The following is a 23,309-nucleotide window of genomic DNA, read 5'->3' on the forward strand; positions in this document are numbered from 1 at the left end:
TAAGCTAGTGAAATAAAATTGTAACTTAGACAAACATTAGCAAATTCGTGGCAAAGCAAAACACATCGGCTTTAAATGAGAATAAAGGAGTTTCAGAACCTGAAATAACCAATACCCCTTTGGTTAACTCAATACAGGAAAAACGTCAAAAAAAAATACAGAATGATGCTCTGGTTGCTTCCATATTAAATAAAGATATTACAGCATTAAGCAGGGCAATTACTTTGGTTGAAAGTAAAAACCCCAAACATGCTAAAGATGCTAAAACTATTATTAAGAGTTGCCTTCCTCATGCCAACAAATCTATTAGAATTGGTATAACTGGAGTGCCAGGAGTCGGGAAGAGTACTTTTATTGAAGCCTTTGGCTCTCATTTAACAGCAATAGGCAAACGTGTTGCCGTTTTAGCTATTGATCCCAGTAGCTCCATTACTAAAGGTAGTATTTTAGGTGATAAAACTAGAATGGAGGCTTTAGTAAAAGATAAAAATGCTTTTATTAGGCCATCTGCCTCGGGAGAAGCTTTGGGAGGTGTAGCTCGAAAAACAAGAGAGACCATTATTTTGTGTGAAGCCGCAGGTTTTGATATTATTATTATCGAAACCGTTGGTGTTGGACAGAGTGAAACAACGGTTCATAGTATGGTAGATTTCTTTTTACTTTTAAAACTGGCTGGAGCTGGAGATGAACTACAAGGCATTAAACGTGGGATTATTGAAATGGCCGATGCCATAGCAATTAATAAAGCAGATGGCGATAACTTAAAACCGGCAAAATTAGCCAAAGTAGAATTTAATAGAGCGCTACATCTATATCCTGAAAAATCATCGCATTGGCAACCAACAGTAACCTTATGCAGCGCCCTAAATAATGAAGGAATTGATACTATCTGGAATGTTATTCAGGAATATATAGAAATGACTAAAACCAATGGATTTTTTGATATTAAAAGACAAGAGCAAAATAAATATTGGTTGATACAAACTATTGAAGCACAGTTGAAATCTAATTTTTTTAACAAAACTGAAATAAAAAAAGCTTTAAAACAACAACTGGAACTTATTGAAAGAAATGAAACCACACCTTTTGCTGCGGCAGATTATTTACTCAATCTATAAAAAGTTTTCTTTATACCAGTTTAATTGACTTTGAACGGCTTCTAACAAACTTGTTGTAGGGTTGTAATTTAATAATCTTCGCGCTTTATTAATATTAGCGCACGTGCGCAATTGATCCCCTGGACGTTTGGGAATAATATTTAAAGTAATCTTTTTTCCTAAAACCTTTTCAACAGCCTCAATACCTTGTTTGGTAGTATATTCTTTTTCTGTACCAATGTTTACAATTTCACCATCTAAAACATGCTCATTACCAACAACACTAACAATACCGTCAACAATATCGTCAACATAGGTGAAACTTCTTAAATGTTTATCACTACCTTCAAATAGTGGAAATGCTTCATTATTTACTCCAGCTGAAATGAGCTTTGTAAACATTTTTTCAGGACGCTCTCTGGGTCCAATTACCGAATACAAACGCAGTGAACATGAATTTAAAAGATCTTCTCTACTTTTTTGTAAGACCAATTGCTCTGCAGTTAGTTTAGTTACACCATAGTAAGATGCTGGTTTCGGAGCTTGATCCTCGGAAAAGGTAGCTTCTAAACCATAGACCGAAGACGTCCCTATATTAATAAATAACTTGAGATCTTTAAGACCTAAAGCATAATCCAACAAGTTTTTGGTAGCCAAAATATTATTAACGAAATAATCTTTGAATCTATTGGTTGAAGAAATGCCAGGTTGTGCCGCGAAATGAAAAATATAATTTATATCATCTGGCAAAGCATCAGCTAAATTAGAATCATTTAAATCCTTATTAATTATTGAAATGCCTTTCAAATTTAGCGTTCTTTCATTTAATCGTTTTAACCCAATATCATAATGAGAAGAAAAGTTATCTATTCCAATAACGGTATATCCTAAGCTTTTAAATCGCTCTGCCGTATGAGATCCAATAAAGCCAGCGGCTCCTGTTATTAATATTTTCATTTAAAGAATGGGGTTAACATTTTTTGGGGTTTAGTAATATTGAGAAGTATACTTGCTTAAAAGATATCGAGATATTTTAAAAAATATAAATCCAGAAATAGCTCCGAAAGCTAGGCCGCATACAATATCCAAAGGGTAATGTACGCCTACATAAATTCTGCTATAAGCAACCGTAGAACTCCAAAATAATAAGAAAAAAATTAGATTTCTAAAATATGGACGCAACAACAATCCTGCAAAAACTGCAACTGCCATGGAGTTTGATGAATGTCCAGAGAAAAAACCATAACGACCACATCGAACAGCTATAAAGCGCATTTGATCCATCACACCTTCTGCCCCGCATGGTCTTGGGCGTTTAAATCCAAGCTTAAAAGCATTAGTTATCTGGTCTGTGAACGTAATCATCAATGCAATAACAACTACAAAGATTAATAATGATTTCATGCCATATTTTTTATAAAGCAAATACAGTAATACCCCATAAAAAGGTATAAAAGTTAATTTGTTTGTAATTATTAGCCATAATTTATCCCATGTTGAAGACCCTAGATTATTTAAGTAAAGAAACAATTCTGTATCTAAATGTAAAATTTGATCGAGCATATTACCTTAAAAAATAATTAATCTTCGTATTTAGAAATTTCGGCATCATAAAACTCAGTTGCCAATTTTATAGCATTTTGAGTTTCGTTTTCTAATTCTTTCTGATCTTCTATATCAAAATCTTCAAACCATTCAACTTCATCATTTTCGAGATTGATTATAAATCGCGGAAATTCGGTATGTATAACAAAAATAGCGTCAGGGTACTCTGTATTATCACCTAATATAAATTTTGGAAGTGTCATTTAGTTTTGTTGTTATTTTTATACTCAGATAAGTAACAAATTTATAAGAAATCTAGCTACTTGTAACGAGTGCTTTTGTTTTAATTAATTTATTAGTTAAATAATTGAAACGAATATACAATAAAATAGCAGCTGTAGATAAACCTGCCAAAAGCCCTAACCAAATACCGAAGCTACCATAGGCATCTTCCTTTCCTAAAAACCAGCTTACAGGAAAACCTATAAGCCAGTATGAAATAAATGTAATAATAGTTGGTATTTTAACATCTTGTAAACCTCTTAAAGCACCTAATACTATGACCTGAATACTATCACTTATCTGAAAAATAGCGGCTGCTAATAATAAATTTGAAGCAATTTGAACAACTTCTTTGTTATCTATAAAATTTTCTACATCGTCAAAATCTACATATATTTTTGGCAAAACATTGTGTAATAATAAGAAGGTTAAGGCAAACACACAGGCAAACAAAATGCCCATTAGAAATAAGGAAAAAGCAATTCTTCTCAACTCAAAAATCTTTTGTAAACCTTTCTGGTTACCTACTCTAATCATTGAAGCTACACTAAGACCCATTGCAACCATAAATGTCATGGAAGATAAGTTTAAAGCTATTTGATTTGCAGCCTGTGGATTTTTACCCAAAAGACCACTTAACCAAATGGCAGCCGTAAAAATGGCCACTTCAAAAAACATTTGCATAGCACTAGGTGCTCCAAGATTAATTATCTTTTTTAGCATTAACTTATCTAAAACAAAGAACTTAATATTAGTCACAAATCCTTTCGACTTCTCTTTATTCTTAAGCAAATACCAGAGGTAGCCCACCATGATAAAGCGCGATATTAAAGTCCCATATGCAGCACCTACGATTCCCAGTTGAGGAAAACCAAATTTTCCAAAAATTAAAACATAGTTTAAAACAATGTTTACGATGTTTGCTAATATAGTAGCATACATAGGATGTTTAGTCATTGACAAACCATCACTAAATTGCTTAAAGCCTTGAAAAATAATTAGAGGAATTAATGAAAAAGCTACTAAGTCTAAATATGGAATAGCAAGTAAAACAACCTCTTCTGGTTGTTTCATAAAATACATTAACGGTTTTGCAAAAAAGACCAACAAGAACAGTAAAACACCTAATAACGTACAGAGAAATAACCCATGTTTAAAAGAAGATTTTCCTTTTATGAAATTTTGTTCAGAATCTGCTTCTGCAATTAATGGTGTAATAGCTGTAGAGAATCCTATTCCTAAAGACATAGCAATGAACATAAAACTATTACCCAGAGAGACAGCAGCCAATTCTGCAGTTCCTAACTGTCCAACCATAATATTATCGACGAAACTCACAAAAGTATGCCCCAACATACCTAGCATTACAGGCGCGGCTAACTTCCAATTGTATTTAAATTCCTTAGTATAAATCGATAACTGCATGCCACAAAAGTAGTCTTTAGGTTTAGACTAATTAATACTTCCTAATAATTTTAATTAATAATGAGATTAACAAATTAACAATTGTTAATAAATCTTTATAAACCTCATAAAATCAAGCTCTTATTTTTATTACTTTTGAAATTCCTGAGGTCCTTTTAGGATTTGAATTAAATAGGTACTAAAATATATAGAAACATTTGGCTTTTATTTTATAGGGATTAAAAATATACTACAGCTCATAAGTTTCAATATTAAAAAGGGGAAAATTAATTTTCCCCTTTTTTAGTTCCATAGATTAACATTCTATTCACATAAAAACATCTAAAGCTTTATTATATTGTTCTTAAATTCAATCTATAATGCGCTATATATTAATTTTTTTGATGCTCGTTAATAGTTATTCTATTGAATCTCAAAACGAAGTATCCCCTTTTATTCCTGAAATAGTTAAAAAGTTTCCAAACGTTAGAGATATTACCATTTCTCCTAATGGTGATGAAATTATGTTTACCGCTCAAAACATCATGGGTACGATTTCAACCATTATACATGTTAAAAAAGACCACGATGGTTTTAAGAACCCAAAAGTTGCTTCATTCTCTGGAAAGTTTTTCGATTTAGAACCTTTCTTTTCTCATGATGGGCTAAAGCTATATTTTGTCTCAACACGTCCTCTTGACGGCTCAATTAATAAAGCTAAAGATTTTGATATTTGGTATGTGGAAAGACAAACAATTAGTAGTAATTGGTCGGAGGCTAAGAACATGGGTAATCCAATAAACACTGAACATGGTGAATTTTATCCATCTATTGCCAAAAATGGAAATTTTTATTTTACTAGAGATAATCCCAAATTAAAACGGAAGGATGATATTTATTTGAGTAAGTATATAAATGGAATTTTAACCGAACCCAAAGCATTACCTAATATCATAAATTCTGATGGATATGAATATAACGCCTTTATTTCACCTGACGAATCGTTCTTAATCTATGGTTGTTATAATCGAAAAGATGGTCTGGGTAGTGGCGATTTATACATTAGCTTTAATACTAAAGATGGGTGGACAGAAGCAAAAAACTTAGGCAACAAAATAAATTCAACCAAAATGGATTATTGTCCTTTTGTTGACTTTAAAACGAATACATTGTATTATACGAGTAAACAGGACAACTCAAAAACCGTATTTAAAAATCCCTTAACTATAGAAACTTTGCTTAATGAATTTAATAAATATGATAACGGTTTAAGCAGATTATATAAGATAAAACTTGATAAAACTACTACCGGAAAATTATAGCTTACTCAGGTTTTTCTTGGCTAGTTCATATTCGGTTACTATATCTTCCACAATTTTTGAAACTGACTTAATATCATGAATGAGTCCAGAAATTTGTCCAATCTCTAGTTCTCCTTCATATAAATCACCCTCAAACATACCTTTTTTAGCACGTGCTCTTCCCAGCAGATTTTTTAAATCTTCAATAGTCGGGGACTTTTTGTAAAGCTCTTGAACTTGCCTGAAAAAATCATTCTTCAATAGCCTTACTGGAGCAAGCTCTTTTAAAGTTAGTTGCGTATCACCTTCCTTAGCATTTACAACTGCATTTTTAAATGCTTCATGTGCAGAGCTTTCTTTACTTGCCACAAACCTACTACCAATTTGAACACCATCTGCACCTAAAACCATGGTAGCCAGCATGGCTCTTCCTGTGGCAATACCTCCCGCCGCAATTAAAGGAATACTAATTTGTTCTTTAACGATTGGAACAAGTGTTAATGTAGTAGTTTCATCCCTTCCGTTATGGCCTCCAGCTTCAAAACCTTCAGCTACTATAGCATCAACCCCAGCTTCTTGCGCTTTTAAAGCAAACTTTAAACTACTTACTACATGAACAACCGTTATACCTTTTTCTTTTAACCATGTTGTCCAAGTCTTTGGATTACCGGCAGAGGTAAAAACAATTTTCACCTCTTCTTCTACTATTATATCCATAATATCATTAATATTTGGATACAACATAGGAACGTTAACTCCAAAAGGTCTATTAGTTGCTTTTTTACATTTTTGGATATGCTCACGCAGTACTTCGGGATACATTGAACCGGCTCCAATTAAACCCAAAATACCAGAGTTACTAGCAGCCGAAGCCAATCGCCAACCACTATTCCAAACCATACCAGCTTGAATAATAGGATATTTAATATTGAAAAGTTTAGTGATTCTATTGGTCATAAAACCAAATTAAGAAATAACGCCAGAACCCACAAGTTCATCGTCAATATACCATGCAACAAATTGTCCTTCTGTAATAGCTGACTGAAAATTGTCGAACTTCACATATAAACCAGATTCAACTTTATAAATCGTAGCATTTTCTAATGGTTGTCTATAGCGTATTCTAGCTTTTACTTCCATTCTTTCATCCGTGGATAAGGCCAAATCCTCACGAATCCAATGTAATTCATCATTAGTGACAAACAAAGCCTTTTTTAATAACCCAGGGTGATCTTTTCCTTGACCTGTATAAATAACATTATGATAAACATCTGTATCTATTACAAATAAAGGTTCTGCTGTACCTCCTACTGCTAATCCCTTACGTTGACCTTTTGTAAAATAATGCGCCCCTTGGTGTTTTCCAACTACCCTTCCATGGTCGACATTATAATCAATTTTTCTAGACAAATATCTTAGCTTTTCCTCTTCAGAATCGAATTTAAGAATTTGCTCGTTAAAAATGGATTCATCTTTTGAAACCTCAACAATAACACCTTCTTTAGGCTTTAGTTGCTGCTGAAGGAAATCTGGTAATTTTACTTTCCCAATAAAACAAAGCCCTTGAGAGTCTTTTTTTTCAGCGGTGACTAAATCAAGTTCTGTTGCTATTTTACGCACTTCTGGCTTAGTTAACTCTCCTATAGGAAATAGTGATTTTGATAACTGTTCTTGAGATAACTGACATAAAAAGTAAGACTGATCTTTGTTATTATCCAATCCCGATAATAATTGATAGACTTCTTTTCCGTCCTTTATAATGGTACCTTTTCTACAATAGTGTCCAGTAGCAACATAGTCTGCTCCCAACTCCATTGCAATTTTCATAAACACATCAAACTTTATCTCGCGATTACACAAAATATCTGGATTAGGTGTTCTTCCTTTCTCATATTCATTAAACATGTAATCAACAATGCGTTCTTTATATTGTTCGCTTAAATCTACCGTTTGGAAAGGAATTCCTAATTTTTCCGCAACGAGCATGGCATCATTACTATCATCTAACCATGGACATTCATTCGATATAGTCACCGAATCATCATGCCAGTTTTTCATAAATAGCCCAATAACCTCAAAACCTTGCTTCTTTAATAAATAAGCAGCAACGCTAGAATCGACACCTCCAGAAAGTCCAATAATAACTCGTTTCATTACAAATAATTAGTCTGCAAAGATACATATAAATGCTCGTTTTAAAAGTGAATTTATTTAGGTAGAATATCGACGAAAACTATTTTTGTTTAATATTTTTTGATTTTTATTGAACAAAATTTGGATTATTGTTTAATTTTTTACTACTTTTGTTAAACAAAATAAAACTAAAAAAATATTAGTATGAAAAATTTCACAAAGATTACCAAATTATTTTTCCTTTTGGCAGGATTAATATTCATCGTTTCATGTAGTGATGATGACGATAACACAATTATGATTCCAGAACCAACAAATAATATTGTAGAGCTGGCGCAATCAACACCAGAATTATCAGATTTAGTTAGAGCTTTAGAAAAATTTCCAGATTTGGTAGAATTATTAAGTAATGATGGTACTTTTACTGTTTTTGCTCCAACTAATGATGCCTTTGATGCATTATTAGATGTAGTTGGGCAAGGTGATATTGATGATCTTCCAGAAGCTGTGTTGAAAAACGTGTTACAATATCATGTTTTTGTCGATGCTGCTGTTGAAGCTAGTGCTGTAACAACTGGTTCAATTACCATGGCCAATGGAGAATCTGCTGCTTTAGTGTCCGATAGCAATGGTGTTTCTGCCCAGGGAGCTCAAGTTATTTTACCAGATGTATTAGGATCAAATGGTATAGTACATGTTATTAATAACGTAATGGTACCTCCTTCGATTTTACCAATTGTAGGAACAATTGTAGCTCCAGCTTATTTTAATAGAGAATTTACCACGTTAATAGCAGCGGTACAAGCAGCTGACCCAGGTATATTAGATCTTTTATTAAGCAATGGACCAAATGATAATGGTTTAACGTTGTTTGCTCCAACAAACGACGCCTTTACAGCTGCTGGAATTACGGATGTTAATGGCGCCGATGCCATTCTTGCATATCATGTAATAGATGGTACCATAATGAAAGATATGTTACCTACTTCAGGTATTGCTGCAACAGAAGTTCCTACATTAGGAGGAAATATTTACGTAACAAATAATGGAGGTGATGTTTCAATAAACGGTTCAACGACTGTGACTGCAACAAACATCCCTGGATCAAACGGTGTTGTTCATGTAATTAACAGAACTTTAGTTCCACCAACTCAAGATATAGTTGATATTGTTAGTGAATTTGCAGGAGCTAGTACACCAGAGTTTACATTACTTGCAGCTGCATTAACAAAAGCAGGATTAATTGGCACTTTACAGGGAGATGGACCGTTTACAGTATTTGCACCTACAGATGCCGCTTTCCTTGCCGCTGGAGTAAATCAAGCATTTATTGATGCCGCAGCTCCTGCTGATTTAATTCCTATTTTAACACACCACGTAGTAGAACCAAGTGTATATGTATTCTCTAGTGATGTGGCTGATGGTCTTGTACCAATGTTAAATGGAACAGATGTTACTATATCCGGTTTAACTATACTAGATGGAGGAGGAAATACTCCACCGGCAAATTTAGTGCCTAGCTTACTTGATGTTCATGCAACTAATGGTGTTATACATGTAATTGATAAAGTATTACTTCCAACTAGTTAATAATTTAGTTTGGTTTGTTGATTGTAGACAATATTAAAATTGTCTATGAAAAAGAGGCTCCTCAACTTAGTTGAGGGGCTTTTTTTGTGGATTCTTAATATACTTGTCTTCTTTTTTTATATACTTTGGCACATAAGTTAAGTCTTTTTTATCTGCTAGTTTACCATTTTCATAAAATTTCCAAACCCCATCTTTCTTTCCATTTTTATAATTTCCCTCAGTTATTAATTCCCCCTTTGGATTGTAATATTTAGAGATCCCGTGTAGTTCGTCATTTGAATAATTGAACTCTTTTAGAATAGATTCATTCTCGGTATACCAGATAGAAAGGCCATCTAACTTTCCATGAGAGTAGTTCTGCTTTTCTGCAATCTTTCCGCTTTTATAATAAACCAATCGCTCTCCATGCAAATTCCCATTATCATCATAGTGCTCTTGAATCAATAGCTTTTTGTCTTTACCTTGATAATAATTCCAGGTTCCTAAATACAATTTACCCCGCATAGAACCTTCACTTATTAATCTTCCATCAGAGTCAAAAAATTTAACGGTCACAGAATTGTTATTGTTAAACTGCTTTGTCGCAGCTAAAACACTTTTACTTCCTTCAATCTTATAAAATTTAAAAAGACCTATTTCTTTTCCATGATCAAATTCGCCTTCGTACCGAGGTAGATTTGTTCCTTCAAAATTCTTCTTCCATATACCATGTCGTTTACCATTTGTATCAAACTGATTAATATCTTGTGCATGAATAAAAGTTCCTAAAAACGCGTATACAACTAAGTGAATAAATTTCATTTTAATATATTTTAAAATAACCTTGACTTTTCTAAATCTTATAAAACCAATACTAACAAGGGTTCGATATAACGATAAAAATAATCAACTAAAAATCAATAAATTATCTTTTGATGTCAGGTTGAGCGTAGTCGAAACCTATTAATTTATCGATTTTCAAGACCTTTCGACTGCGCTCAAGGTGACAAATATTAATATTATTAGCTTTTATGCTCAAAATTGAATTGCTTTTATGTCGAACTCTCGTTAATACTATTTGAAACGTTTATATTAGTTTCAAATTGTATAACAAAAAAGCTGCCAAAATAAATTTTGGCAGCTTTAATTTTTAAATATACTTATCCATTTACGGACAGTAATAAGCGCATTTAATTACTTGCGTTTTTGTTGTGCTTGTTTTTGTTTTTCTGCCTCTTCCATCATTTTCTTCATCTTTGCTTGAAAACGATTTTCTTTTTTAGGCTTCTTTTTATTTTCTTGTATTTGAGCATGAATCTTATCTTCATCAAGAATATAATTCTTAATTACTAAAATTATCCCAATACTAATCACGTTTGAAATGAAGTAATATAAACTCAATCCAGATGCGTAATTATTAAAGAAAAACAGCATCATTATTGGCGAGAAATACATCATGTATTTCATCATTTTAGCCATATCTGGCATACCTTCTTGTTGAGGCTGTGTGTTCATTTGTTGCCCAGTAGTTAATCGCATGTAAAAGAATATAGCTATAGAAGCTAATATTGGAAACAAACTCACGTGATTTCCATAAAATGGTATGTTGAACGGTAAATTTGCTATGGTATCATATGATGATAAATCGTCTACCCATAAAAAGGATTTCTGTCTTAAATCGAATGCCGATGGAAAAAACTGAAATAAAGCATAAAAAACTGGCAGCTGGATTAAGGCAGGCAAACAACCCGCTAAAGGACTAGCTCCTGCCTTGGTTTGCAATGCCATAGTTTCTTGTTGTGCCTTCATTTTGTTATCCTTGTACTTCTCACGAATAGCGTCTAATTCTGGCTTTAGAATTTTCATCTTTGCCTGAGACAAGAACTGTTTGTATTGCACAAAAGACAATAAAATCTTCACTAAAATTGTCATAACTACAATAGCAATTCCATAAGGCATAAAACCACCTAAAAAACTAAATAATGGCATAAACACATAGCGGTTTATCCACCCAAAAATACCCCAACCAAAAGGAACAATTTCATCTAAATTCCTGTTATAGCTGTTTAAAACTTTAAAATCACTTGGTCCATAGTACCAATCCATTGATTCATTTAACTCACCTCCCTGCAATTCTAGCGGAATTTTAGCAGCAAAATTTTTGGTGTAAACAGTATCGATAGTTTCATCTTCAACTAAATTGGTAGAGCTTATACGTGCTGTTTTAAATGCCTTGTCTGTTAATAAAACAGATGTAAAAAAATGTTGCTTATATCCAATCCAAGTAACATCTTCAATATCTTCCTCAGAATCACTTATACCTGTATAGTCATCCTTTCCTCCCTCATATTCGTAATGAATATCGGTATATCTATTTTCGTATGAAATACTTTTTGCGTGGCGATAACCTTTTAAATCCCAATCTAGATTAATGGCATTAGAACTATTAATCACATTACTTAAACCTTGCGATCGAACTGCAAAGTCAATCATGTAATCGTCTTTTTTTAACTCGTAACGGTATTCAAGAAACTTAGACTCAGATACTTTTAGTTTCATAGAAACTATAGTATTGTCTCCATTCTTTGTAACATTTGGCTGGAATGGTAAGTCCTTAGTATTGCGAATTCGGCTATCGGTAGTTCCAAAATTAATATTGAAAGATGCGTTATTATCTTTAATTAAATAAATTGGAACAGAGTCATAATCCACAAACTTTTTTAGTCTCACTTCAGAAAGGTAACCTCCCTTATTACTAAACTTCAAGGCAAGTAAATCGGTTTCTACAATTGTTTCTTTATCGGTATCTTTTAAAACACTAAAAGCATAAGCAAAATCTCCATGTTTAGATTGTAATTTAGAAAGCCCCAGGGAATCGGTTCCCGCATCAATTGCAAAATCATCAGCCGTAGTAACTATGGTTTCTTTTTGCTCTTCAACTTTTTTCTCTGCTTCAACTTGCTCTTGTTTAGCTTTTTCTTGAGCTTCTAACTCTTCTGGCGTTGGTTGATTTTGCCAAAGCATATACATTAAAATACCGAAAATAAGTATGAAACCTATTATCGAATTAATGTCTAATTTTTTTTCTTCCATATATCTTAACTGAAAATTAAAAGATTCCGAATTTCTTAGGAATGACAATAGCTTATCAATAAGCTATCCAAATTTAATTTTGTGCCATACTGACACCTTTATTCTTATTCTTGTTATTTAAAGCTGCTTTAACAAATGCCACAAATAGTGGATGTGGTTCTGCCACCGTACTTCTGTATTCTGGGTGATACTGAACTCCAACAAACCATGGATGACTTGGTATTTCAACAATTTCAACTAAACCAGTATCTGGATTTAACCCAGTAGCTAACATACCTGCCTTTTCAATTTGATCCTTGTATTCACCATTAAATTCATAACGGTGTCTATGGCGCTCATTTATGTTTTCGTCTTTATAAATATCTCGTACTTTGCTACCAAGTTTTAAATTGCATGCCCAAGCTCCCAAACGCATAGTACCTCCTTTATCGGTGATATTTTTCTGTTCTTCCATTAAATCAATAACTGCATGCTCTGTTTTGGGATTCATCTCTGTAGAATCTGCATCAATAATACCCAAGACATTACGTGCAAACTCTATAACAGCCATTTGCATGCCTAAACAAATTCCTAAGAAGGGAATATTGTTTTCTCGAACATATCTTACAGCATCTATCTTTCCTTCAATACCTCGTTCTCCAAAACCTGGAGCCACTAAAACACCATCTAGATGTCCTAATTTTAATTTAATATTATCACTATTTAAATATTCTGAATGAATAGATTCTACTATAACCTTCACTTCATTTTCTGCTCCAGCATGAATAAATGCTTCAAGAATGGATTTATAGGAATCTTGTAATTCTACATATTTTCCAATTAACCCAATAGTAACTTCGGTTTTAGGGTTTTTATGACGTTTTAAAAACTGATTCCATTTGGTAATATCTGGCGTCTTACTTTTTAATGCTAACTTTTCTAATACAACCTTATCCAGTCCTTCTTCAAGCATTAAATTTGGGACATCATATATTGTTGAGGCATCAATAGATTGAATAACCGCATTTTCTTTAACATTACAGAATAATGCCAATTTACGACGTAAATCACTTGATAAATGATGCTCGGTTCTACAAACTAAAACATCTGCCTGCACTCCACTTTCCATTAGCGTTTTCACACTGTGCTGTGTTGGTTTCGTTTTTAATTCTCCAGCTGCCGATAAATAAGGTACTAAAGTTAAATGAATAACAATACCATTGTTTTCTCCTAAATCCCAACGCAATTGACGTACGGCTTCTATATATGGTAATGATTCAATATCACCAACAGTTCCACCTATTTCTGTAATAACAATATCGTAATCTCCAGACTTCCCTAAAATTTGTACACGATGTTTAATTTCATCAGTAATATGCGGCACAACCTGAACTGTCTTTCCTAAAAACTCACCACGACGTTCTTTTTGAATAACACTTTGGTAAATACGACCCGTAGTAACATTATTTGCCTGACTTGTAGGCACATTTAAAAAGCGCTCGTAATGTCCTAAATCTAAATCGGTTTCTGCACCATCTTCTGTTACATAACACTCTCCATGCTCGTATGGATTTAAAGTTCCTGGATCCACATTAATATATGGATCTAACTTTTGAATAGTAACTCTATAACCTTGTGATTGCAATAACTTTGCTAGTGATGCAGCAATTATCCCTTTTCCTAGAGACGACGTAACCCCACCTGTTACGAAAATATATTTTGTAGTACTTGCCATGTTGCGCTTATAAACGCAGGCAAATTTACAAAATTAAAACAGTTATTTAAGTATTGTTTTTAGTTATTTGAAAGCTTGTTATTAACAAGAAATGATAAATTAAAATGACTAATCTATTTAGGGTATTTTTTCCTAATACCTCTTACTAAATCTTCCAATCCATTTAATTTTAACTCATAAACTTGTTTGAGCATATCACCTAGTTTCCCTTTTGGAAAGCCCTTGCTATTATACCAAACAATATAATATTCTGGTAAGTCAATTAAAAAGCGGTCTTTATACTTACCATATGGCATTTTTGTATGTGCCAATTTTATTAAAAAATCTTTATCTGGTGTCACTAATTGGCCTCAATAGATTTGTAATTATCATATTTGTTTAATTCGGCATTCACAAACCTATGCCACTTTTCTTGGTTTTCTTTATTTCGTGAAAAGTCTGTTTCAAAATCATAACGGTTTTGCATTTCAGCTAACTCTCTATTTATTGTGCTTTGAAGCTTTTTAAGCTCTACTCTAATTCTATTTGAGACTTTCAATTGTTCTATTCGAGCTCTAAATTTACGAGCATGTAATTCTGTAATACTAAAGTGGAGTTGTTCGTGACCTAGAACATCTTTTGTGGCACGCTCAGGTTTATACCATGACTGTTCTGGATAAAAATAGGCATTCACATCGGTATTAAAACTTAAGACTTCATTCTTATCGGTACTTTTAATTGAAAACCCAAATGTTATTCCAGATGCCGTTATAGCCACAGCGCTTGAATCGGTTTTCGGTTTAGCTTTAAAATCTTCCCAAGCTAACTTAGTATCTTTACTCCAAGTAATTACAGGTTCTTCTTGAATACAAAGGAGAAAAAAAAAGAAAATAAAAAGTTTACTCAAAATTATTGTTTTTGATTTAAAACGTTTAGTAAATTCTCTTATTGCTTAATCTCAACAATTGTTAAGTCTTGGTGTTGTAACAAATAAACAGCATCGTTGTAATAACCACCAAAAAGTTTCTTTTTGTAAGCAAATTTATTTTCCAAATACTCGGTTAAAGGCGCTTGGTTTGCAGAGAGGTATAAATCCTTAGATGATACTAACCTTAAAACAACATCCATTGTTAAATCGAAACCCTTTACAGCACGTTTATTCGGCGTTACCGCGTATTTTTTCTTATAGTTTTTTACAAAAATGCTTTTTTCATCTTCATTGTAAGTGCGAGAACCACTTGCAAATTGAAATTTTAATTTTGAAAGGTGTTCATTTGAAATTTGATCACTTTCAAAAGCTTTATTAAAATTAGTAGTTGCTAATACTATTGAAATCTCTTCCGCCTTTAGCTCAATATCTTCCTCCTGTATTAATGAGGCCAAAATACTTGTCACATTGGAAGCAAAACCCTCATTTTTCGTTTCTAAAAACACCAAATTATTTCCAGATTTTAGAGCATCCTTAATATCATCAACAAGCACATAGTTTTCATCTTTACCTTCCTTATTTTTTCTTGAAAAAACTATTTTAGAATGGTTGAATTCTTGTTTTAACTCATTCGCTACAGCCATATTTTTAGAATCGGCAATAATGATGATATGATTTGGTAATGTATCTGATTTGACATGATTAATAATTTTTTTCTTCAACAAATCATCTTGAGGTCGCGACTGAAATACATTGTCATATAACTCTAAATCTGTCCCTATTGGTGATATAATAGGTACATTGTACTTTCTAAGATCTGATGAAGCCTTACTAAAGTTATTTGGTGTTAATGGGCCAATAACGGCATCAACATTTTCGAAATTATTACTTCTAATAATTTTGGATACTTCACTTACTTGATATTTGGTATCATAAACATCTACCTTTAATGAAACTCCTAATTTCTTTAAAGAATCAACAGCCATTAAAACACCAGAATGAAAATCAAGTGACGCATCTAAATAAGGGTCATGTTTGATACTATTTATCTGTCCTGAAACCGAATCGTTATTCACACGATTCAATCTAAAAGGCAACATAACCGCTATATGCTTTGTATTAAAATCGGCAATACTATCAATTAAACTTACTTTGTCACTTTCAACAGTTATTAGTGTAGATTTATTAGAAAACGGTATCTTAAGAATCATACCATCTTTTAAACCACTATCTTTAAGTTCTGGATTTAAAGCTTCTAATTCAGACTGTTCTAAACCTAACTTAAGCTTCAATCTGTAAAAACCTTCCTTTGGCAATACTTTATAATAACTATATTTGTCATCAATATTTTTTACCGATTCTTCTTTAATGTTGGGAACGTTTATTTCTTGCCCTTCTTTTAACACATCTCCCATCTCTGGGTTTAATGCTTCAAGTTCCTTAACCGTGATACCAAATTTGTATGCCACACGCCACTTCCCTTCCTTCGGCATTACTTTATAAGTATTCGTTGGCTTTACTTCTTCTACGACAGTAATATTTTTAAATATTGGTATTTGGAGCTTATCGCCTTTCCGCAACGTATTGGCATATAAAAACGTATTATATTTCTTTATTTCTTCTTCGGTAACTTGATACTTTTTAGTAAGACTATAGAGCGTCTCTTTACGTTTGGTTTTATGTTCTTTAAACCCCTGTAATTCTCTCGTTGTTGTAACCTTTGGTTTAACTGCCTTCGAAATTGGAATAATTAAAACAGTATTTGGTTTTAACCCTTTTTTAGCATCGGGGTTTAAACTAAATATGTCGAAAGGTGTTACATAATAGCGTTTAGCTATAGCTTCTATGGTCTCCCCTTTTTTGACTTGATGTGTACTGAAATTTTGAGCTTTAACCGTTGTAAAACTAAATGCTAGAACTAGAGTTAGGGCAAATATGAATTTATTCATGTGTTGTTTTGTACTAATGATAAATATAAATAATCGTAGCTAATTAAAATTATATACGTTTGTTTTTCATTTTTAGGACGGCATCTTCCAAACTTAAATTAAAAAATTGCTGTTACCCAAAATACTATTACATATAACATGCCAAAATAGCATTCTAATTATTAGACACTATTTATTTTTAAATAGACACATGTCTATTCCCACTCAATAGTAGCTGGTGGCTTTGAGCTAATATCATAAACTACTCTATTAACGCCTTTAACCTTATTTATTATATCATTAGATGTTTTTTGAAGAAATTCATAAGGTAAATTCACCCAATCAGCTGTCATACCATCAGTACTTTCTACAGCTCTAAGTGCTACACATTTTTCATAAGTTCGTTCATCTCCCATTACCCCTACACTATTAACAGGTAAGAGCATTGCGCCAGCTTGCCATACTTTGTCATAAAGCCCCCATGTCTTCAGCCCATTTATAAAAATAGCATCTACTTCTTGTAATATTCTAACTTTTTCGGCTGTTATATCACCTAAAATACGAATACCTAATCCCGGTCCTGGGAATGGATGACGCCCTAACAACTCTGGATCGATACCTAAGGTTGCCCCAACACGTCTAACCTCATCTTTAAATATAGCCCGCAAAGGCTCTACTATTTTCAATTTCATAAAATCGGGTAAACCACCAACATTATGATGACTTTTAATAGTTGCCGAAGGCCCTCCAGTTGCTGAAACACTCTCTATAACATCGGGATATATAGTCCCTTGTGCTAACCAGTCAACATCTTCTAGCTTATGCGCCTCATCATCAAAAACTTCTATAAATGCATTACCAATGGCTTTACGTTTTTTCTCTGGGTCTTCAATACCTTTTAATGCGTCCAGAAAACGATCTGAAGCATCAACCCCTTTTACATTAAGCCCCATACCTTCGTACTGATTCAATACGTTTTGGAACTCATTTTTACGAAGCAAGCCGTTGTTTACAAATATGCAGTACAGGTTCTTTCCAATTGCTTTATTTAACAATACTGCTGCAACGGTGGAATCTACACCACCTGAAAGCCCAAGTACCACTTTTCCATCACCTACTTTTTCCTTTATAGCCTCTACGGTTTCTTCAACAAAAGAATCTGGTGTCCAGTCCTGTTTTAAACCTGCAATATCGACTAAGAAATTTTCTAACAATCTTTTTCCGTCTTTAGAATGGTAAACTTCTGGATGAAACTGAATAGCATAAGTCTCTTCGCCATCTATTCTATAAGCTGCATTATCAACATCATGCGTGCTTGCAATTAAAACTCCGTTATCTGGTAAGCGTTTAATTGTATCGCTATGACTCATCCAAACTTGACTACCTGTGTGAATATGAGCTAAAAATGGTTCATTACCTTTAATGAAAGAAAGGTTAGCTCTACCATATTCCCTCGTACTAGATGGTGCAACCTCACCTCCAGAAAAATGTGCCAAATACTGTGCACCATAGCACACAGCCAACATTGGTTTTATACCACGAATCCCACTTAAATCAGGATGTAAAGCTTCCTCGCCTCTTACAGAAAAGGGGCTTCCCGAAAGTATAACGGCTTTATACTCGTCTAAATTTGATGGAATTTTATTAAATGGATGTATTTCGGAGTAAATGTTGAGCTCTCTGACTCTACGAGCAATAAGTTGAGTGTATTGCGATCCGAAGTCTAAAATTAATACCTTGTCATGTTGCATGCGCAAAAGTAATAATTGATTTTATAATGGCACATTACCAAAACTACTTTTTTACTCTTTTTTCCATCATAGAATCTAAAATAGCCTTTATGTCTTCTTCCGATGTATCTGGATTAATAAAACAGAATCTTGAAACAGTTTCATATTCATCTTTATTTTTCCATTTTGTAGGAGTTACTAAGGCAAATCCTTTTTTATGGTTTTCATAAGTCCAATTTGTATAGTCTTCCGGTTTCCAACCTATCCTTCTATAAAGTACACAAGACAAACTCGGTTCTCTTACCAATTCTAAATTAGGATTTTTTTCAATCATTTTACCCGCAATTTGAGCTAATTCAATTCCTCTTTCAACTGCCTCTTTATATCTATCGGTTCCATGTGTCGCTAATGAAAACCACAAAGGTAATCCTCTAACACGACGTGTTAATTGTATTTGATAATCGGTTGGATTAAAACCATGCGCACCTTCATCTTTAAAAATATCTAAATAAGAGCCTTCCTGCGAATGTGCCTTTTTAGCTAATTCAGGTTGTTTATAAATTACAGCACCGCAGTCATAGGGAGAAAACATCCATTTATGCGGGTCGATGGTAACACTATCGGCTTTTTCAATACCGTTGAATAAATGTCTTACAGAATCGGCAGATAGAGCACCACCACCATAAGCAGCATCGACATGAAACCAAAGGTTTTCTTTCTCACAGATATCCGCAATGCCTTCTAAGTCATCAATAATACCTGCATTTGTTGTTCCACCTGTGGCAACTACAGAAAAAAGTCGTTTACGCTGATGCTCTGTTAGAGAATCTAATGTTTTCTGTAATTCTTCACCAATTAATCTATCTTCCGAATCAACCAATAACAAATCGACATCTATTACTTTAGCCATGGCTTTTATTGAAGAATGTGCTCCAATAGAGGTTATTATCAATCCTTTTTCTCCTTTAAAAGCATCATTCTCTCTCCAATTCTCTCGAGCAGTAACCATTGCAGAGAGGTTGGCCGCTGTACCACCACTTGTAAAAACACCAAAGGCTCCTTTTGGCAAACCTGTTAGTGACACAATCCATTTCATAGCTTCATTTTCACAGAAAATACCACCTGCACCTTCCATCCAATATGCACCATGAACACTTGAAGCTGAAGTAACCAAATCAAACATTATGGCCGCTCTCGTTGGTGATGCTGGTACAAAAGCCAAATGCCTTGGATGGTCTATTGATACGTTGGCTTTCATCAAGTATTTTTTCCACAAATTAAACGCATACTCGCCACCTATTCCTTTTTTAGTAATGGTTTCACCAACTAATTCTTTAAGTTTTTCCTCTGTTTTAGGTTTTCCAATTTTACTTTGTGTTGAAGAAATTCTATCTATAGCATATTTCATGATATCCATAGTCATTTCAATCAATTCGATATCAATTTTGTGCATGTTCTGTTAAAGGTTTAATATTAAAAATTCTCCTTTTAAAGGTTTTAAATTTTCAATAAGCTTAGGAATAAGTTGCTCACCATACTCCAGATAGAATTCTGAAAAATTGGCATTTCGTTCTTGTAAACTTTGGTTAGGGAACAATTGATTTTGAAGTTCTGTCATTCTAGATATTTGATCAGAAAGCGACTTTTTTTGTGCCTTTAACAAGCGTTTTTCTAACTTATCAAGTCCCTTTAATTGCTTAACCTCTTGTGCCTTCACTGCGCCTAAAAAAGTCTTATCTGTTTCCTCTGCGAGCTTATAAAGGCTTTTAAACTGCTGCCGTAAATAATCCTTTTGTTTGGAAAAATTAATGTCAATATTAGAAATCTCTCTTACTTTCTTATTTATGAATGCATGTTTATTTAGAAATAAATCCTCATTAGAAACATTTAATCTTTCTAGTTTCTTTGCCTGACTTTTTGTTTTAATCAATACCGAATTTCTCAGCAATAACATTGGGAATGGTATTTCTACTTGAGTAAATAACTCCTTCAATTGAAACCAATATGCTAATTCACCACCACCACCTATGTAACATAGATTAGGTAAAATAACCTCTTGGTACAAGGGACGCATTATCACATTAGGTGAGAAACGCTCTGGCACCTCATCGAGGTGTTTTATTATCTCACTCTTGCTCCAAACGATATTGGTGTTTAAAACTTTGTAAACATCATCTTCAAAAACAATACGTTCTCTTAAATTTTTAGTTAAATAAAACAAGTTTATTTCCCTGGGATTCACTTGAATACCGTAATCATTTGGTAACGAACTATTAGTGTTAGAAACCGCTTTAAAAGACGCTTGATTAAATAACTCCTTTTCAATAAAGGGCACAAACAGTTTCTTCAAACTAACATCATTTGCATCTATAATTACAAGACCAAATTCTTTGAAAATTTCATTGGCAAGATAACGTGTCGCATCAGCTAAATTATCATGATTCAAATATGCATTTTTAAACAACTGCTTTAACTCTTTAGCGCTTTGGCTTTCCCCCAACTCATTTGCAAAAACTTCAAAAACATCATTTAATCCCTCGTTGGTTAGTTCCCCCACGGCTCCACCAGATTTTCTATTCCATTGTACTTTTTTTCCTTTGAAATTGAAAAAATTTATTTCTTCAAAATCATGATCTTCAGTAGCCATCCAATAAACCGGCACAAAATTGTACTCAGGATACTCCAGTTTTAATTCTTTCGAAAGATTTATTGCAGAAACTATTTTATATAAAAAGTAAAGCGGTCCGGTGAATAAATTAAGTTGATGACCGGTTGTTATAGTAAAAGTTTTTTCACTACTTATTAATTCAATATTTTCTTTTGTTAAACTTGAACTTTCAATTTTCTGATATTGAACCTTTAAAGTAGCAGTCAATACTTTACGAGAATCCAGACTAAAAGAAGTCTCTTTTTCTTTGATCTGAGCATCAAAGTTTTTTAAATGAGGAAATCGATTATAAAAAGGTTTTAACTCATCTTTTTCATCGAGATAGTCACATATTAATGACGAAAAATAACCTGTTTTATGAAACGGTACGTGTTTTCTCTGCATATTTTTATAAAAAACATGTAAATATACAGCTATTCAAATTTGAATTTCTAAAAATTTAGTTAAGACTTGACCGTTAAATAGCGTTAAAAATTAAAAAATCTCATCCTTTTTTTGTATTTTAGGAAAGCTCATTTTTATAAAATATTGTCATGAAAACGAATCTCACCTACCCAGTTTTATTAGCAAGTTTATTTTTCATTTGTGTTTTAAACAAAACAAGTGCACAGCAGGACAATGCATTTAAAGAAGTCCAAGGTATTATTATTGATGCAAACACTAATACCCCTTTAGTATTTGCAGACATTGTTCTAGATGAAACTAATATTAGCACAGTTACAAATACCGATGGTGAATTTCTCTTAAAAATTCCAAATACCCTACTCAATAGCCTTTTGTCCATTACCCATTTAGGATATGAAAAACTTAATCTTAAAGTTTCTAATTTCAAAAATAACTCTAAGATAAAATTAACGCCTGCTGTAACACCACTTGACGAAGTTAGCATTTTGCGTTACAAGGATGATGCTCGTTCTCTCGTTATAGAAACCTTATCAAGAAAAAGTACAGTATACAATAATGACAACACATTAATGACTGCTTTTTATAGAGAAACTATTAAAAAAAGACGTAAAAATGCCTCATTGTCTGAAGCCGTTTTCAAAATACACAAGCAGCCGTATAATAATCAAAGAAACGACAATATTGAGCTCATAAAAGCTCGTAAAAACACGGATTATTCTAAGCTAGATACTATAGCTTTGAAACTTCAGGGAGGACCGTTTAGTAATTTATATACTGATATCATTAAATATCCCGAGTTTATATTTACTAAAGAAGACCTTGCATTTTACAATTTCAGCTTTGGCGAATCAACACAGATAGATGAGAACCTAGTTTATGTAGTGAATTTTAAACAAAAGCAAAATATTAAAACGCCATTGTATTTTGGCAAGTTATATATAGACTCAAACACTTTAGCGCTAACGAGTGCTGTTTATAGTTTAAATGTTGAAAACAAGGAACTTTCTAGCCAAATGTATATTAGAAAGAAACCCAGAAAAGTAGATGTGTATCCTACTGAAGCGATGTACCGCGTTAATTACCGTACTAGCAATGGTAAATGGCATTATGCTTATAGCAATATTTCACTTACTTTTAAAGTCAATTGGAAAGGAAAGTTATTTAATAGTGTTTATTCGCTTAATAGCGAAATGGCTATAACCGACTGGGAAATTAAAGACACCAAAATCGCTAAAGTGCGCAGTCAATTAATTAGACCCACAACTATTTTAAGTGAAAAAGCATCTGGTTTTTCGGATCCAAAATTTTGGGGCGAATACAACATTATTGAACCAGAAAAGTCTATTGAGAATGCTATTAAAAAAATTCAAAAACAGTTAAAGCGGACTTAATAATTATTAATTAACAGCAGGACATTTACAATCATACTGCTTTCTTCTCTTAAAAAGAGTCTTCTAATGTTTTCTAAATAAAGAAGAATACCTACTTATAGGTGTTTTTGGAATAATCTAGTCGATTTATAAAGGAGGAATA

19 protein-coding genes are annotated in these 23,309 nt (G+C 33.0%); 4 read left to right on the forward strand and 15 right to left on the reverse strand.

Going from position 1 to position 23,309, the window contains the following annotated elements; genetic code table 11:
* Positions 1-47 precede the first annotated feature (47 nt).
* Entirely contained in the window at positions 48-1,118 is a 1,071-nt protein-coding gene (gene meaB / locus FEF17_RS00125; protein ID WP_139000345.1) for a methylmalonyl Co-A mutase-associated GTPase MeaB, read from the forward strand.
* On the opposite strand, the gene FEF17_RS00130 is transcribed toward meaB, so the two are convergent.
* The 4 genes from FEF17_RS00130 to FEF17_RS00145 all read right to left on the reverse strand — a co-directional run bounded on the left by FEF17_RS00130 (position 1,113) and on the right by FEF17_RS00145 (position 4,349).
* Complete coding sequence (locus FEF17_RS00130; protein ID WP_139000346.1) at positions 1,113-2,054, reverse strand: NAD-dependent epimerase/dehydratase family protein; 942 nt, start codon at positions 2,052-2,054, stop codon at positions 1,113-1,115. The two genes, meaB and FEF17_RS00130, sit on opposite strands and share 6 nt — an antisense overlap.
* A gap of 30 nt (positions 2,055-2,084) precedes the next feature.
* Complete coding sequence (locus tag FEF17_RS00135) at positions 2,085-2,501, reverse strand: phosphatase PAP2 family protein (RefSeq protein ID WP_344736714.1); 417 nt, start codon at positions 2,499-2,501, stop codon at positions 2,085-2,087.
* A gap of 176 nt (positions 2,502-2,677) precedes the next feature.
* Positions 2,678-2,905 (reverse strand): DUF8828 family protein, encoded by a 228-nt coding sequence (locus FEF17_RS00140; protein ID WP_139000348.1) that lies wholly within the window; start codon positions 2,903-2,905, stop codon positions 2,678-2,680.
* A 52-nt stretch (positions 2,906-2,957) separates the two neighbouring features.
* On the reverse strand, positions 2,958-4,349 hold the full coding sequence (locus FEF17_RS00145) for an MATE family efflux transporter (RefSeq protein WP_139000349.1): 1,392 nt from the start codon (positions 4,347-4,349) through the stop codon (positions 2,958-2,960).
* A gap of 359 nt (positions 4,350-4,708) precedes the next feature.
* Here FEF17_RS00145 and FEF17_RS00150 point away from each other — a divergent pair, with 359 nt between their 5' ends.
* A complete protein-coding gene (locus FEF17_RS00150; RefSeq protein WP_139000350.1) occupies positions 4,709-5,650 on the forward strand; it encodes a TolB-like translocation protein in 942 nt (313 codons plus the stop codon).
* Here FEF17_RS00150 and FEF17_RS00155 read toward each other — a convergent pair.
* Both FEF17_RS00155 and mnmA read right to left on the reverse strand, forming a co-directional pair.
* A complete protein-coding gene (locus FEF17_RS00155; RefSeq protein ID WP_139000351.1) occupies positions 5,645-6,586 on the reverse strand; it encodes an NAD(P)H-dependent flavin oxidoreductase in 942 nt (313 codons plus the stop codon). The genes FEF17_RS00150 and FEF17_RS00155 overlap by 6 nt on opposite strands.
* 9 nt (positions 6,587-6,595) lie before the next feature.
* Positions 6,596-7,783: a tRNA 2-thiouridine(34) synthase MnmA gene (gene mnmA / locus FEF17_RS00160; RefSeq protein ID WP_139000352.1), complete on the reverse strand. Its 1,188-nt coding sequence runs from the start codon at positions 7,781-7,783 to the stop codon at positions 6,596-6,598.
* Positions 7,784-7,966: 183 nt separating this feature from the next.
* Between mnmA and FEF17_RS00165 the strand changes: the two genes are divergently transcribed.
* Positions 7,967-9,352, forward strand: coding sequence for a fasciclin domain-containing protein (locus tag FEF17_RS00165; RefSeq protein WP_139000353.1), 1,386 nt, complete (start codon positions 7,967-7,969; stop codon positions 9,350-9,352).
* A 66-nt stretch (positions 9,353-9,418) separates the two neighbouring features.
* On the opposite strand, the gene FEF17_RS00170 is transcribed toward FEF17_RS00165, so the two are convergent.
* The 9 genes from FEF17_RS00170 to bshC form a co-directional block, all read right to left on the reverse strand.
* Positions 9,419-10,153, reverse strand: a complete 735-nt coding sequence (locus FEF17_RS00170; RefSeq protein ID WP_139000354.1) for a toxin-antitoxin system YwqK family antitoxin — start codon at positions 10,151-10,153, stop codon at positions 9,419-9,421.
* Positions 10,154-10,525: 372 nt separating this feature from the next.
* Positions 10,526-12,424, reverse strand: coding sequence for a membrane protein insertase YidC (yidC, locus tag FEF17_RS00175; protein ID WP_139000355.1), 1,899 nt, complete (start codon positions 12,422-12,424; stop codon positions 10,526-10,528).
* A 73-nt stretch (positions 12,425-12,497) separates the two neighbouring features.
* Complete coding sequence (gene pyrG / locus FEF17_RS00180) at positions 12,498-14,138, reverse strand: CTP synthase (RefSeq protein ID WP_139000356.1); 1,641 nt, start codon at positions 14,136-14,138, stop codon at positions 12,498-12,500.
* Between the two features lie 113 nt (positions 14,139-14,251).
* Complete coding sequence (locus FEF17_RS00185) at positions 14,252-14,479, reverse strand: DUF3820 family protein (protein ID WP_139000357.1); 228 nt, start codon at positions 14,477-14,479, stop codon at positions 14,252-14,254.
* Complete coding sequence (locus FEF17_RS00190; RefSeq protein WP_246046763.1) at positions 14,479-15,024, reverse strand: DUF922 domain-containing protein; 546 nt, start codon at positions 15,022-15,024, stop codon at positions 14,479-14,481. Before FEF17_RS00190 ends, FEF17_RS00185 begins: the two co-directional genes overlap by 1 nt.
* A 38-nt stretch (positions 15,025-15,062) precedes the next feature.
* The gene (locus tag FEF17_RS00195) at positions 15,063-16,994 is read right to left on the reverse strand and encodes a PBP1 and LysM peptidoglycan-binding domain-containing protein (RefSeq protein WP_139000359.1); all 1,932 of its coding nucleotides are present in this window, start codon (positions 16,992-16,994) and stop codon (positions 15,063-15,065) included.
* 194 nt (positions 16,995-17,188) lie between these two features.
* Positions 17,189-18,724: a glutamine-hydrolyzing GMP synthase gene (gene guaA, locus FEF17_RS00200; protein WP_139000360.1), complete on the reverse strand. Its 1,536-nt coding sequence runs from the start codon at positions 18,722-18,724 to the stop codon at positions 17,189-17,191.
* A gap of 43 nt (positions 18,725-18,767) precedes the next feature.
* On the reverse strand, positions 18,768-20,156 hold the full coding sequence (locus FEF17_RS00205) for a pyridoxal phosphate-dependent decarboxylase family protein (RefSeq protein ID WP_139000361.1): 1,389 nt from the start codon (positions 20,154-20,156) through the stop codon (positions 18,768-18,770).
* Between the two features lie 6 nt (positions 20,157-20,162).
* The gene (gene bshC / locus FEF17_RS00210) at positions 20,163-21,755 is read right to left on the reverse strand and encodes a bacillithiol biosynthesis cysteine-adding enzyme BshC (protein WP_139000362.1); all 1,593 of its coding nucleotides are present in this window, start codon (positions 21,753-21,755) and stop codon (positions 20,163-20,165) included.
* A 149-nt stretch (positions 21,756-21,904) separates the two neighbouring features.
* Between bshC and FEF17_RS00215 the strand changes: the two genes are divergently transcribed.
* Positions 21,905-23,167 carry a carboxypeptidase-like regulatory domain-containing protein gene (locus tag FEF17_RS00215; RefSeq protein ID WP_139000363.1) on the forward strand — a complete coding sequence of 421 codons (1,263 nt, stop codon included), beginning with the start codon at positions 21,905-21,907 and terminating at the stop codon, positions 23,165-23,167.
* Positions 23,168-23,309 lie beyond the last annotated feature (142 nt).

Origin of the sequence: Hyunsoonleella aestuarii (genome assembly GCF_006148925.1) — a bacterium.
Classification (GTDB): domain Bacteria; phylum Bacteroidota; class Bacteroidia; order Flavobacteriales; family Flavobacteriaceae; genus Algibacter_D; species Algibacter_D aestuarii.